Origin of the sequence: Acidovorax sp. CCYZU-2555, assembly GCF_018413525.1 — a bacterium.
Taxonomy (GTDB): domain Bacteria; phylum Pseudomonadota; class Gammaproteobacteria; order Burkholderiales; family Burkholderiaceae_C; genus Comamonas.
In genome coordinates, this window is record NZ_JAHCDD010000010.1 from 18,788 (window position 1) to 32,310 (window position 13,523).

Here is a 13,523-nt window from a genome sequence, read left to right on the forward strand (position 1 = left end):
CCGGGGATTCAGCAGCCCCTGGAACGACGTTGAAAACAAGTCTAGGGACGCGCAGCGATCTCGAATAATCGAAACTCGCCATCACGCGATGCAGCTTTCGGATCACCTTGCGGCCGGTGCGAGCCAGGCCTCGCCGAAGCTGCCCGCCGAGCCTTCGACGCCCTGCAGCAGGCCTTGCACGCGCTGGTTCCAGACGTTGCCGCGCGGCACGGCGACCAGCGGCAGCAGCGGCAGCTCGTGCATCACGATCTTCTGGAACTGTCGGAATTGCGCGACACGCTTGGCTTCGTCGGGCTCGACGGCCGCCTGCGCCAGCAATGCATCGACTTCGGCGTTGCGGTAGCCCGCGGCGTTGACGAAGGGAATGCCCTTGCCCGCGTCGCGCGACGCGTAGAGGCGCTGCACGCCCACCGTGGGGTCGAACAGCGCGCCCACGCCGTTGATCTCGAAATCGAAGTCGCGGCGCGTGTAGACGCGCTGCACGAAGCCGCCCAGGTCCTGGCTGCGCACCGTCACGTGTATGCCCACGCGCGACAGCGCGGCCTTCACGTATTCGGCCACCTGCTTGAGTGTGGGCGTGGGAAAGTAGTCGAGCGTGACCGCGAAACGCCTGCCGTCGCTGCCGCGCTTGAAGCCGGCCTGGTCGAGCAGCGCATTGGCGGCCGCGATGTCGTGCGCATAGCCCTTGAGCGCCGGGTCATGGAAAGGCGCGAGCGTGGCGGGAATGGGCGAGGCCAGCGGCTGCGCGTACTGGTGGTAGGCCACCTTGTTGAGCAACTCGATGTTGATCGCATGCGCGACCGCGCGGCGCACCGGCGCCTGCGCGAAGAATTCGTTGCCGAGATTGAACTCGACGGCGGCGATGTTGTTGAGGTAGTTGCTGGGCAGGGCCTGGGCCTGCAGTTTGGGGTTCTTCTTGAGGCGCGCGATGTCGGCCAGCGAGACTGCGGTGCTGAAGTCGGCGGCGCCGGTTTCCAGCGCCGCGGCAATCGCCGCGGGGTCGGCCGAGAAGCGGTAGATGATGCGGTCGAGGTAGGGCTTGCCGCTGTCCCAGTAGTCCGGATTGCGTTCGAACTCCGCGTACGAGCCGCGCACCCATTGCTTGAAGCGGAACGGGCCCGTGCCTATGGGAGCGCTCGCGTTCTGCGCGACCGCCGTCTCGCCGCGCTCGTAGACATGCTTGGGCACGATGGGCGACTCGGACGCGGACAGCGTGCGCAGCAGATAGGGCGCGGGCGCCGACAGCACGATCACCGCAGTGTGGGCATCGGGCGTCTCGACACGCTCCACGTTGGCGAAAGTCGAGCGCGCGCGCGGATTCAGGCGCTTGAGTTCCTGTATCGAATAGGCGACGTCGGCCGCGCCGAACGGCTGGCCGTCATGCCATTTGACGCCCTGGCGCAGCGTGAAGGTATAGCGCTTGCCGTCGGCCGACACCGTCCAGCGCGTGGCCAGCAGCGGCCGGGCGACGAAGTCGTCGTCGAAGCGCAGCAGGCCTTCGGTGACCTTGGCGCTGATGTCGCGCGCGCCCACCGTGATGTTGGTCAGCGAGATCAGCGCCGGCGGCTCGGCGCCTATCAGCGTGAGCGTGCCGCCGCGCTGCGGCAGGGCCGCGGCGGCCGTGCCGGCCAGAACGGCGGCGGCGCCCAGCACGGCAAGTTGCCGGGAGAGAAAACGGAAAGTGGCGCCAGTCGGCATGCGTGCTCCATCAGATGCGTGAAAGAAAAGGGAATCAGGCGGGCAGGGCGTTCAGCACCGGCGGGCGGCGCTGCGCCCAGGGCGCGAGCGCCTCGAGCGCGGCCGCGGCGCGCAGGATCAGCGCCTCGCCGTACCAGGGGCCTATGAACTGGATGCCCACGGGCAGGCCGGCGCGCGTCCAGCCTGCCGGCACGGTGATAGCCGGGTGGCCGCTCACGTTGAACGGGTGGCAGTGGTGTATCCAGGCGGTGCGCAGCGGCCCCCAGGCCCGGCCGTCGATGACCAGCGGCGCCGTGGGATCGGCCTGGGCCAGCACGGCCGGCGCCGACAGCGTGGGCGTGACCAGCACATCGGACGTCTCGAACAGCGCCTGCAACGTGCGGAAGTACTGCGTGCGATCGACCAGGCCCTGCTGCAATTGCTGGCGCGTCATGCGGCCCGCGGCCTCGAGCCGCGCGCGAAAGCCCGGCGGAAAGCCTTCGGGCGCGCGTTCCAGCTGTTCGGCGAACTTGTGGTGGTTGTAAGGCCCGGCGATCGCCGCGAGGATGGGGCTGGACGCACTGAGATCGGCGTGGCGCGTCGCGACTTCGGCGCCCAGGCCCGCAAGGCGCTGCAGCGCCTGCTCGCACAGCGCGCGCACTTCGGCGTCCAGCCCTTCGGCGCCGTCGCCCTTGCCCATGAAGGGCAGCCAGCCCAGGCGCAGTCCCTGCAGGCCGGCACCCTCGCGCAGGCTCGCGCCCAGCTGCTGGGGCGGCACGCTGGCCGACCAGGGATCGTCGGCATGCCGGCCCGCGATCACGTCCAGCGTCGCGGCGATATCGGCCACGCTGCGCGCCAGCGGGCCTATCTGCACCAGCGACGAGAAGCCGTCGGCGAGTTCGGTATGCGGCACCAGGCCATGCGTGGCCTTGAAGCCCACGACGCCGCAGCAGGCCGCGGGCGCGCGCACCGAGCCGCCGGCGTCCGTGCCTATGGAGATCGCTCCCGCGCCCACAGCCACGGCCGCGGCGCTGCCGCCGCTCGACCCCCCGGGCGTGTGCGCCGGGTTCCAGGGATTGCGGCCCGTGCCGTACAGCGCGTTCTCATTGGTCGGGCGCTGGCCGAACTCGGGCATGTTGGTCATGCCCAGGAACACCGCGCCGGCCTGGCGCAGGCGCGCGACCACGGGGTTGTCGGCGGCCGGCACATGGTCGCGAAACAGCGCCGAGCCGAAGGTCTGGGGCACGCCGCCCACGGCCAGCGTGTCCTTGACCGAGAAGGTCACGCCGCCCAGCGCGCCTGCCGTGCCGTTGCGCCATGCGGCTTCCGCCGTGCGCGCCTGGGCCAGCGCCGCGGCGCGATCGGTCCAGGTGAACATGCGCAGCGCGCCGTCGAGCGCGTCTATGCGATCGAAAGTCTTCTCGACGACTTCGACCGGCGACAGCGTGCGCGCGGCGTAGGCGGCGAGCAAGGCTTGGGCGGACCAGAGCGTGATGTCCTTGTCGTGGTGCTGTGTCATGGCTTCAGCGCTGGCGCAGCCGCGGGTTGAAGTGGTCGTTGAGGCCGTCGCCCAGCAGGTTGAGCGCGAGCACCACCAGCGAGATCGCGGCGCCGGGCAGGGCGCTCAGGTACCAGGCGGTACGCAGCATCTCGCGGCCGTTGCCGATCATGGTTCCCCAGCTCATCTTGTCGGGGTCGCTCATGCCCAGGAACGACAGCGCCGATTCGAGCAGGATGGCGCTGGCCACCATCACCGACGTGGTGACGACGATGGGCGGCAGCGCGTTGGGCAGGATCTCGCCGAAGATGATGCGCAGATCGCCATAGCCCACGCTGCGCGCCGCGGTCACGAAGTCGGCTTCGCGCAGCGCGCGGAACTGCGCGCGCACCAGCCGCGCAATCGTCGGCCACGAGGCCAGGCCTATGGCCAGCGCCACGGTTTCCGTCGACGGGCTGGCGATGGCGATGATCACGATGGCCAGCAGCATGGTCGGAATGGTCTGGAACAGTTCGGTGAGCCGCGTCAGCACCTCGTCGAGCCAGCCGCCGAAGTAGCCGCCGGCCGCGCCCACCAGCGTGCCTATGGCCACGCCGACGAAGGCCGCGTAGAAGCCCACGGCGAGCGAGGCGCGCGCGCCGTGCGCCAGGCCGGCAGCGAGATCGCGCCCCATGGGGTCGGTGCCCAGCGGAAACGCCATGTCTTCGCCCGGCCACAGCAGCGGCGCGGCCACCATGTCGAGCGGATCGCCCGGATAGAGCCAGCCCGCGGCCAGCGCGATCGCCGCGAACAAAAGCAGCAGGGCGGCGCCGGTCAGCGCCAGGAAGTTGCGCAGCAGTGGCATGGCTCAGGCCCCTTGGATGCGCGGATCTATCCACGCGTGCAGCAGGTCGATGAGCGCGTTGGCCGCGATCACCACGAAGGAGCCCAGCAGCAGCACGCCCAGCAGGACGGGATAGTCGCGCGCGAGCATGGCTTCTAGCGCCAGGCTGCCCATGCCGGGCCAGCCGAACACGGTCTCTATGACCACCGAGCCGCCCAGCAGGTTGCCCAGGTGCAGGCCCATGACCGTGGTGACCGGAATGAGCGCGTTGCGCAGCACATGGCGCAGCTGTATCGCCAGCGGCGACAGCCCCTTGGCCGTGGCGGTGCGCACGAAGTCCTGGCGATTGACTTCGAGCATCGCGGCGCGCGTGAGCCGCGCGTAGATCGAGACGAAGAACGTCGACAGCGACAGCGCGGGCAGCGTGAGGTGCAGCGCGCGGTCGCGCCACCAGGCCAGGCCCTGCAGATCGGCGCCCAGCGTGGCGTTGCCGCCGCTGGGAAACCAGCCCAGGTGCACCGAGAAGATCACGACGATCATCAGCGCGACCCAGAAGCCCGGCATGGCGTGCAGCAGCATCGCAGCCACCGACAGCAGCTGGTCGGGCCAGCGCCCGGCCCAGACCGACATCAGCACGCCGGTCGCCACGCCCACCAGCACCGCGATGGCCAGCGCCACCACCATCAGCAGCAGCGTGCCGGGCAGGCGCGAGAGGATCAGCTCGGCCACGGGCGCGTGGTAGCGCGACGACTGGCCCAGGTCGAAGTGCGCGAGCCGCCAGAGGTATTGGCCCAGCTGCGCGAAGAACGACTGGTCCAGCCCCAGGCTTGCGCGCAGCTGGGCCATGGTCTCGGCCGTGGCGCTGCCGGCCTCGGCGGCGAGCACGTCGACGGCGTCGCCGGGAACGAGTTGCAGCAGGCAGAAATTGAGGATGACGATGCCGATGGCGGTGGGCAATGCCTGGGCCGCGATGCGGCGAAGTCGGGACGAAGCTCTGGAAGAAGCTTGGGACATGGGCGCTTTGAAACGATGGCGGAACGCGCCGGATCGGGGGACAAAAGGGGGCGAATTCATTCTAGGAGCGGGGGCCCCAAACGCCGTGATCGAAGGAACGGATCACGCGATGCGACTTTGTGATCGCCTGGCCATATTTGCGCGCCGCATGAGCAAATGCGTATTGCTTTCTTGGCGCCGGAGCGCGCGCGCCCTAGAGTCAAGGGCCCGCGCATCGAAGGTTTCCGTTGGCTTCCCTTTCTCCCCCCTCCATTGCCACGCTGCCGTTCCGGCTCAAGTTCCGCCAGCTGGTGCTGCTCGACGCGCTGGGCGAATCGCAGTCGCTGCGCAAGGCCGCGGCCCAGACCCACCTCACGCAGCCCGCGGCCACGCGCGCGATGGCCGAGCTGGAGTCGGCCTTCGGCGTGCAGCTGTTCGACCGTTCGCATGCGGGCATGACGCCCACCGTCTACGGCCACGCGCTGATCAAACACGCGCGCCGCGTGCTGTTCGACGTGCAGCAGGCCCATGCCGACATCCAGGCGCTGCGCTCGGGCGCGCAGGGCCAGGTGCGCATAGGCTCGCTGCTGCCGCCCGCGGCCGGCCTGCTGCCGCTGGCGATCGCCGAAGTCAAACGCCAGTTTCCGCTGCTGCGCATTTCGCTCGAACAGCTGCCGCAAAAGCCGCTGGTCGAGCGCGTGCGCGAAGGCAGCCTCGACATCGCGCTGTGCCGCCAGATCACGCCCAAGGCCGACGCCAACGGGCTGGACCAGACAGTGCTGTTCGACGAAGACTATGTGCTGGTCGCCGGCCCCGACCACCGGTTCGCGGGCGCGCGCACGCTCAAGCTGGGCGATCTGATCGACGAGCCCTGGGTGATGCCGCATGCGAGCGGGCTGCTGCACGCGCATGTGCATGCGCTGTTCCTGATCCACGCGGGGCGGCTGCCGGCCAACACCATAGAGTCGTCGACGCCGCTGGTCGCCAATCTGATGTTGGTCGAGCGCCACGGCTTTCTCAACTTTATGCAGAAGACCATCGCCCAGGACTACGCGGCGCGCGGCCAGCTGTGCGTGCTGCCCATTGCGCTGAGCAATCCGCTGGGCCCGCATGTGATCGCGGTGCGCGACGACGGTGCGCTGCCGCCGGCGACGGCCATCGTGCTGCGCGCCCTGCGCGAGGTGGCCGAACGCATGGGCCTGCCCGCCGAAGAGGAACTCGCGCTCGGCTGATGCCGCGCGGGTGATGCAAAAAGCGGAGCACCTGAACAACTCTTTCGATTGGATCGATGCGCGGTTTCTGCCTATTCTGAAGACAAGCACCACCCTTGCTTCGGAACCATGCCAGCCACTCCCACCTCTGCCGTCGACGATCTGCCCTTCGCCACCCACAACCCGCCCGCGCTGGGCGCGCCACTGGGTGCGTATGCGCAGGTGCTGGAAATTCCCGCGGGCGCGTCGCTGGTCTTTCTCTCGGGCCAGACCCCCATTCTCGAAGACGGCAGCGTGCCCGAAGGCTTCGAGGCCCAGGCCGAACGCGTGTGGGAACGCATAGCGATTGCGCTGGCCGCGGTGGGCCTCGACTGCCGCCATATCTGCCGCGTCGTGACCTATCTCGTCGACCCCGCCGATGCGCCTGCCCATGCCCGGGTGCGCGCGCGCTATCTGGGCGCGGCGCGCCCCGCATCGACGGGCCTGGTGGTGCGCGCGCTGTTTCATCCGGCCTATCGGCTCGAAGTCGAAGTCACGGCCGCGCGCCCGCCCGCAGCTTGAGCCCGCCCCGGCCAGCGAACAGAACACACTCAAAGGAAATCAGATGGCAGATGCAGTGAATCGGCGCGCCACCCTCGTACGCCTGGCGGCCCTGGGCGCAGCGCCTTTCGCCTTCTCGGCATCGGCGCACGCGCTCGCTCCCTACCCATCGCGCACCATCAAGCTGGTCGTGCCCACGGCGCCCGGCGGTTCGGTCGATTCGGCCGGGCGGCGCCTGGCCGATGCGCTGACCAAGCCGCTGGGCACCAGCATCGTGATCGACAACAAGGCCGGCGCGGGTGGCGCGATCGGCATCGACGCCGTGGTCAAGAGTCCGGCCGACGGCTATACGCTGGTGCTGGGCATCGCGGCCACGCTGTCGGTGCAGCCCGCGGTGCGCGCCAATCTGCCCTATAACGCGTTGCGCGATCTGGTGCCCATCGCGGTCTTCGCGCAAGGCGGCCTGGTGATCGCCGTGCCCGCCGACAGCCCCGCGCGCACCATCAAGGATTTGCGTGCGCTTGCCGCGCGCAAGGGCGATCTGAGCTTCGGCAGCGGCGGCCAGGCGACGTTCGGCCATCTCACGGGCGAAGTCGTGGGCTCGGCGCTGGGCATTCCCCTGCGCCATATTCCCTACCGCGGCGCGGCGCCCGCAGTGGCTGATCTCGCGGGCGGCCTGCTGGACTTCGCCGTCGTCGATGCGTTCTCGGCCGCGCCGCATGTGCAGTCGGGCAAGCTGCGCATCCTCGCCACCGCCAGCCCCACGCGCCATGTGACTTTCCCCGACGTGCCCACGCTGGGCGAAGCGGGCATTCCCTTCGAGCGCGGCACCTGGGTCGGGCTGTTCGCGCCCGGCGCCACGCCGCCGGCCATCGTCGCCCAGTTGAGCGCGGCCGTGCAGGCCCAGGCCGCCGATCCCGCGTTCCGCGCCGACATCGCCAAGCTCGGCTTCACGCCGGTTTTCATGCCTTCGCAGGACGTCGCCAAGCTGCTCGCGCAGGAGATCGAGGCCTGGAAGGCCGATGCCCAGCGCGCCAAGATCCAGCTCGACTGAGCCGGTCCACCACCACTCCTGAAACCCCAGAACAATGACCCAAGCATCGATACTCGACCACCATGCAGACGGCTTCGTGCAAGCCAATGGCCTGCGCCTGCACTACGAACAATGGGGCGACGGCCCGCGCGTCGTGATCGCGCTGCACGGCACTTCGCTGCACGGCAAGGTCTGGTACTGGCTCGCCGAAGCGCTGGGCCCCGAGTACCGGCTGATCGGCCTGGACCAGCGCTCGCACGGCGACTCGCAGCGCGTGGGCACGGGCCAGTACGGCGTCGAGCACTATTGCGACGACCTCGCGGCCTTCATAGACCGCATGGGCTACGAGCGCGTGAGCCTGGTCGGCTCGTCGCTGGGCTCGCGCGTGGCGCTGCTGTACGCGGCGCGCCATCCCGAACGCGTCGACACCATGGCCTTGCTCGACCTGAGCTTCGAGATGCCGACCGCGGCTTCCGAGCACATGGTGCAGGCCCACATCACGCGGCCGCGCGAGTTCGCCGACATCGAGGAGGCCGTGGCCTTTTCCAAGACGCTGCCCCAGCGCCTGCGCTTCACCGACGAAGTGCACCGCCGCACCCTGGCCGGCGACCTGCGCGCCACGCCTTCGGGCCGGCTCGAGTGGCGCTACGAACGCGACGCCGCGATCGAGACGCTGCGCTGCGCGGCGCGCGACATGTGGGACGCGGTGCGCGCAGTGCGCGCGCCCACGGTGATCCTGCGCGGCGCCGACAGCGACGTGTTGATTGCCTCGACCGTCGAACGCCTCCAGCAGGAATTCCAGGGCGTGCGCATCGTCGACGTGCCCAACGCCGGCCATTCGATCTGGGGCGACAACCCGGCCTTCACCGCCAAGGCCGTCGTTGACGCGCTGGACCGGCACAGCACGGCCTCGGCCATAGCGCCTGCGGCTTGATCGGGCCGTCTGCCATTGGCGGCTAAATGGCGCGGAAACGCGCGCCGTTCAGGCGTCCAGTATGGGCATGAAACCGCCAAAGATCATGCGCTTGCCGTCGAACGGCATCTGCTTTTCCATGCCGGCCAGGCGCGGGTCCTTCATGGCTTCCTGGTTGACCCGGTCGCGCACTTCGCGCGACGGGTATTCGATCCACGAGAACACCACGATCTCGCCCTCCACGGCCTTGACCGCGCCGCGAAAGTCGGTCAGCTTGCCGTCGGGCACATCGTCGCCCCAGCATTCGACCACGCGCGTCGCGCCATAGTCCTTGAAGACCTGGGCGGCGCGCGTGGCCATGTCGAGATACTGCTGTTTGTTGGCGGCGGGCACCGCCACCACGAATCCATCCACGTATTTCATGGTGAGCCTCCTGGTGAACAAGAGGTCCATGCTCGCAGAGACGCCCGAACGATGTTGTAAAAAACCGCATCTGGCCGGGCGCAGGCCGCGGCTACTTCTCGCGTGCAGTCGGACTGGCCTGCACCAGGATTCGCGCCAGGTTGCTCAGCTCCGATTCGTGGCGCAGAGCCACTTGCTGCAGGCATTGGCTGCCCAGCGGCGTCAGGTGCACTTCCACGATGCGCCCATCGGTGGCATTGCCCTTGCGGGTGACGAGGCCGGCGGCCTCGCAACGGGTCACCAAGGCCACCACGCCATGCGGCTTGGCCTGCAGCCTTTCGGCCAGTTCGCCGATGCTGGCCCAGTTTCTGCCCTCGATGCCCTGCGTATGCAGCAGCAATTGGTATTGCAGCAGCGTCAGTCCGGCTTCCAGCGCCGCGTCTTCGCTGAAGCGCAGAAAACGCCGTAACTGATATCGGAATTGCGAGAGGCGCTCCAGCTGCGGTTTGTCGAGTTTCTTCATGTTGTTATGCCCGTCCCGGGAACTTGGAAAACCCGAGAACTGTACACGCCAGCAGGGCAATCTCCCTTTAGCCTGATATGTCATAACGTGATGCAAATACATCACATGATGATATAAATCGCCGCGTTATCTACTTCAATTCAAAGGAGACAAACGTGAAATCAAGATTACGAATTCGTAATGAAAAGGATTTTGGCGCTGGCTGCATCTATCTGCTGGCCGGCGCCGGCTTCAGCCTGGGCGCGCTGGGCTACCGCGTGGGAGATGCCTCGCGCATGGGGCCTGGCTGGTTTCCGCTGTGTGTGGGCCTGCTGCTGGTGCTGATCGGCATCCTGGTCGTGGCCCAGTCGGTCCGGCCCCATGCCGCACCCGAGACCGTGAAGCGGCCCGATCTGCGCAGCCTGGCCTGGGTGCTGGGCGCGGTGGTGCTGTTCGGATTGCTGCTCCAGCCCGCGGGGCTGGTGATCGCCCTGGTCGTGCTGGTGGTGGTTTCCAGCCGCGCCAGCCATGAATTCACCTGGCGCGCGGCCTTGATCAATTCCGTCTTGCTGACGCTTTTCAGCATCGGGGTGTTCGTCGAGGGCATCCACCTGAGCATCGGCCTGTGGCCGGAATTCCTGGGCTGAAGGAGAACCACATGGAACTGCTATCCAATCTGGCGCTGGGATTCGAGACCGCGCTCAGCTTTCAGAATCTGATGTACTCGCTGATCGGCTGCCTGCTGGGCACCCTGATCGGCGTGCTGCCCGGGCTGGGTCCGTCGACGACCATCGCAATGCTGCTGCCCATCACCTACACGCTGCCGCCGGTCTCGGCGCTGATCATGCTGGCCGGCATCTACTACGGCGCGCAGTATGGCGGCTCGACCACGGCCATCCTGGTGAATCTGCCGGGTGAGTCCTCGTCGGTAGTGACCGCGATCGATGGCTACCAGATGGCGCGCAAGGGCCGGGCCGGGGCGGCGCTGGCCACGGCCGGCATCAGCTCCTTCATCGCGGGCTGTATTGCCACGCTGGTGCTGGCGGCGTTTGCCGTGCCCATGTCTGAGCTGGCCTTCAAGTTCGGCCCGGCGGAGTACTTCTCGCTGATGGTGCTGGGCCTGGTCGGCGCCGTGGTGCTGGCCTCGGGCTCGCTGCTCAAGGCCATAGGCATGATCCTGCTGGGCCTGATCCTGGGTCTGGTCGGCACCGACGTCAACTCGGGCACCGCCCGCTACGCCTTCGATGTGCCCGAGCTGACCGACGGCATCAACTTCGTGGCCCTGGCAATGGGCATCTTCGGTTTCGCGGAAATCATCGCCAACGTGGAGCAGCGCGAACACCGCGAAACGTTCACCAACAACGTGACCCATCTGTTTCCCACCAAGGAGGACTTCCGCCGCTTCATTCCCGCTGCGCTGCGCGGCACGACGCTGGGCGCGGTGCTGGGCATGCTGCCTGGCGGCGGCGCAACGCTGTCGGCGTTTGCTTCCTATACGCTGGAGAAGAAGCTTTCGCGCCGCAGCGAGGAGTTCGGTCATGGCGCCATCGAAGGCGTTGCCGGCCCCGAAGCCGCCAACAATGCGGGCGCACAGACTTCGTTCGTTCCGCTGCTGACCTTGGGCATTCCGTCGAATGTGGTCATGGCCCTGATGGTGGGCGCCATGACCATCCACAACATCCAGCCCGGGCCGCAGGTGATGACCAGCAACCCCGAATTGTTCTGGGGCCTGATCGCCTCGATGTGGATAGGCAACGCCGTGCTGATCGTGCTGAACCTGCCGCTGGTGGGACTGTGGGTGAAGCTGCTCAAGGTGCCTTACCGTCTGCTCTATCCCGCTATCCTGGTCTTCTGCTGCATCGGTGTCTATTCCATCAACAACAACACCTTCGACGTCTTCATGACGGCCGCGCTGGGCGTGGCGGGGTATCTGTTTGCGCGCTTCGGCATGGAACCCGCGCCCCTGCTGCTGGGCTTCGTGCTGGGGCCGATGATGGAGGAGAACCTGCGGCGCGCACTGCTGCTCTCGCGCGGCAGCTTCGGCACCTTCGTCGAACGCCCGATTTCGCTGGGCCTGCTGATCGCCACCGTGGGCTTGCTGGCCCTGGTCGCGCTGCCGGCGGTGAAGAAGAGCCGCGAGGAGGCTTTCCAGGAAGAGTGATGAAAGAGGAAGGCGCCGGGGCCTTTCACCTCGCGTCTTCAGTTTGGCAAAAAGCGCCCCAGGTGACTCGCATCTGGGGCGCTTTTTCAATGTCTGGCCAACGGCAAGAATGGCGCGGCCGGGTCTGAATGGCATGCTGGCATAATTGGCAATGATTCTCATTTGAAACATCCGGCAACCTGAACAAGTGTTTCTGTTCCCGGCCATGCCTTGCCCATGAGCGCTTCTGATTCCGCCATTTCTCCCGCCCTGCAAACCCTCTACTGCGACCACCACGGCTGGCTCCAGGGCTGGCTGCAACGCCGGCTGGGCAATGCCGCCGATGCCGCCGATCTGGCGCAGGATGCGTTCGTGCGGCTGCTGGGCCGATCGGCTTTTCCGCGCTTCGACAGCGTGGCCGAGGCGCGCGGCTATCTGCGCTCCATAGGCAACGGGCTGTGCATCGATCTGTGGCGCCACCGCGAAGTCGAGAAAGCCTGGCTCGAGGCGCTGGCCGCCCAGCCCCAGGCCTTCGTGCCGTCGCTGGAGCACCAGGCCATCGTCATCGAGAGCCTGCTCGAAGTCGGGCGCATGCTCGGCCGGCTGCCGCACAAGGCCGCGACGGCCTTCGTCATGGCCCAGGTCGAAGGCCTTCCCTACCGTGAGATCGCCGGCCACCTGAATGTGTCCGAGCGCATGGTCAAGAAGTACATCGCCCAGGCCATGCTGCAGTGCGCGCTGATCGACGCGGGCCTGGCCTGAACATGCGCGCCGATGATCTGGTGGCGCCGCAGCCCGGCGCCGCGCGCAAGGCCAGCGTGCAAAGCCTGGAGCAGGCCGCGCAGTGGTATGCGACCCTGCTCGATGACGCGGTCTGCGCGAAGGACCGCAGCGCCTGGCGCGCCTGGCTCGACGCCTCGGCGGAAAACGCCCAGGCCTGGCAGCACATCGATGCCGTGAGCCGCCGCTTCGATCCGCTGCGTGCCGGCCAGGCGGGCGGCGCGCTCGCGGCCGCGGCCGGCGTCGATGCGGCGCGGCGCGCAACGCAGGGCCGCCGTCGCCTGATCAAGGGCCTGGCCAGCGTGCTGGGTCTGGGCGTCGCGGGCTGGCTGGGCTGGCGCCACACGCCCGCGCCGCAACTCGTTGCCGCGCTGCGCTCGGACCACCACACGGGCACAGGCGAGCGGCGCGAAGTGGTGCTGAACGATGGCTCGCGCATCTGGCTCAACACCGCGACCGCGCTGCAGGTCGACTACCAGGAAGGGCTGCGCCGCCTGGTGCTGCTGGACGGCGAGATCCTGGTGCAGACCGCCGCGGACGGCCAGGAACGGCCTTTCTATGTACACACGTCCTTTGGCCGGCTGCAGGCCCTGGGCACGCGCTTCACGGTGCAGCAGGCCGAGCAGCAGACGCGGCTCGATGTGTTCGACGGCGTGGTCGAGATACGCACCGCCGCCGGCCAGATGCTGCGCATCGCCGCGGGCCAGTCCGCGCGCTTCGACAGCGATGGCGTGACGCCGCCGGGCGCCGCCGACCGCGTGCGCGAAGCCTGGCACAAGGGGCGTCTGCCGGCCGACGACATGGCGCTGGGCGATCTGCTCGCGGAACTCGCGCGCTACCGGCACGGCCACATCAGCGTCGCGGCGGACGTCGCGCAGATCAAGGTCATGGGCGTCTATCCCACCGACGACACGGAGCGCGCGCTGGCGATGCTCGAGCAGAACCTGCCCATACGCGTGCGCCGCACGCTGCCGTGGTGGACCACGGTCGAGGCGCGCTAGAAAAAATTCG

14 protein-coding genes are annotated in these 13,523 nt (G+C 68.1%); 8 read left to right on the forward strand and 6 right to left on the reverse strand.

All coding sequences use genetic code 11. The annotated features are described in order from the left end of the window. Positions 1-102: 102 nt before the first annotated feature. The 4 genes from KHY18_RS05165 to KHY18_RS05180 are packed head-to-tail and all read right to left on the reverse strand — an operon-like array spanning position 103 to position 5,012. On the reverse strand, positions 103-1,698 hold the full coding sequence (locus tag KHY18_RS05165; protein ID WP_213295071.1) for an ABC transporter substrate-binding protein: 1,596 nt from the start codon (positions 1,696-1,698) through the stop codon (positions 103-105). A 34-nt stretch (positions 1,699-1,732) separates the two neighbouring features. Beyond that, a complete protein-coding gene (locus tag KHY18_RS05170; protein WP_213295073.1) occupies positions 1,733-3,196 on the reverse strand; it encodes an amidase in 1,464 nt (487 codons plus the stop codon). Between the two features lie 4 nt (positions 3,197-3,200). Continuing rightward, entirely contained in the window at positions 3,201-4,019 is an 819-nt protein-coding gene (locus tag KHY18_RS05175; RefSeq protein WP_213295076.1) for an ABC transporter permease, read from the reverse strand. Positions 4,020-4,022: 3 nt separating this feature from the next. Continuing rightward, on the reverse strand, positions 4,023-5,012 hold the full coding sequence (locus tag KHY18_RS05180; protein ID WP_213295078.1) for an ABC transporter permease: 990 nt from the start codon (positions 5,010-5,012) through the stop codon (positions 4,023-4,025). A 227-nt stretch (positions 5,013-5,239) separates the two neighbouring features. On the opposite strand from KHY18_RS05180, the gene KHY18_RS05185 reads away from it, so the two are divergent. The 4 genes from KHY18_RS05185 to KHY18_RS05200 all read left to right on the forward strand — a co-directional run bounded on the left by KHY18_RS05185 (position 5,240) and on the right by KHY18_RS05200 (position 8,709). Continuing rightward, positions 5,240-6,223: a LysR family transcriptional regulator gene (locus KHY18_RS05185; RefSeq protein WP_213295080.1), complete on the forward strand. Its 984-nt coding sequence runs from the start codon at positions 5,240-5,242 to the stop codon at positions 6,221-6,223. Positions 6,224-6,331: 108 nt separating this feature from the next. After that, positions 6,332-6,763 (forward strand): RidA family protein, encoded by a 432-nt coding sequence (locus KHY18_RS05190; RefSeq protein ID WP_213295081.1) that lies wholly within the window; start codon positions 6,332-6,334, stop codon positions 6,761-6,763. Positions 6,764-6,806: 43 nt separating this feature from the next. Next, positions 6,807-7,796, forward strand: coding sequence for a Bug family tripartite tricarboxylate transporter substrate binding protein (locus KHY18_RS05195; protein WP_213295083.1), 990 nt, complete (start codon positions 6,807-6,809; stop codon positions 7,794-7,796). Positions 7,797-7,830: 34 nt separating this feature from the next. Further along, positions 7,831-8,709, forward strand: a complete 879-nt coding sequence (locus tag KHY18_RS05200) for an alpha/beta fold hydrolase (protein ID WP_213295086.1) — start codon at positions 7,831-7,833, stop codon at positions 8,707-8,709. Positions 8,710-8,757: 48 nt separating this feature from the next. Here KHY18_RS05200 and KHY18_RS05205 read toward each other — a convergent pair whose 3' ends face one another. Together KHY18_RS05205 and KHY18_RS05210 are read right to left on the reverse strand one after the other, a co-directional pair. Next, on the reverse strand, positions 8,758-9,111 hold the full coding sequence (locus KHY18_RS05205) for a DUF1428 domain-containing protein (protein ID WP_213295088.1): 354 nt from the start codon (positions 9,109-9,111) through the stop codon (positions 8,758-8,760). 91 nt (positions 9,112-9,202) lie between these two features. After that, positions 9,203-9,613, reverse strand: a complete 411-nt coding sequence (locus KHY18_RS05210) for a MarR family winged helix-turn-helix transcriptional regulator (protein ID WP_213295090.1) — start codon at positions 9,611-9,613, stop codon at positions 9,203-9,205. A gap of 155 nt (positions 9,614-9,768) precedes the next feature. On the opposite strand from KHY18_RS05210, the gene KHY18_RS05215 reads away from it, so the two are divergent. The 4 genes from KHY18_RS05215 to KHY18_RS05230 all read left to right on the forward strand — a co-directional run bounded on the left by KHY18_RS05215 (position 9,769) and on the right by KHY18_RS05230 (position 13,513). Beyond that, positions 9,769-10,239 (forward strand): tripartite tricarboxylate transporter TctB family protein, encoded by a 471-nt coding sequence (locus tag KHY18_RS05215; RefSeq protein WP_213295093.1) that lies wholly within the window; start codon positions 9,769-9,771, stop codon positions 10,237-10,239. Between the two features lie 11 nt (positions 10,240-10,250). Next, positions 10,251-11,753 carry a tripartite tricarboxylate transporter permease gene (locus KHY18_RS05220; RefSeq protein WP_213295096.1) on the forward strand — a complete coding sequence of 501 codons (1,503 nt, stop codon included), beginning with the start codon at positions 10,251-10,253 and terminating at the stop codon, positions 11,751-11,753. A gap of 216 nt (positions 11,754-11,969) precedes the next feature. Further along, complete coding sequence (locus KHY18_RS05225; RefSeq protein WP_213295098.1) at positions 11,970-12,494, forward strand: sigma-70 family RNA polymerase sigma factor; 525 nt, start codon at positions 11,970-11,972, stop codon at positions 12,492-12,494. Between the two features lie 2 nt (positions 12,495-12,496). After that, positions 12,497-13,513 carry a FecR domain-containing protein gene (locus KHY18_RS05230; protein WP_213295101.1) on the forward strand — a complete coding sequence of 339 codons (1,017 nt, stop codon included), beginning with the start codon at positions 12,497-12,499 and terminating at the stop codon, positions 13,511-13,513. The last annotated feature ends 10 nt before the right edge of the window (positions 13,514-13,523 follow it).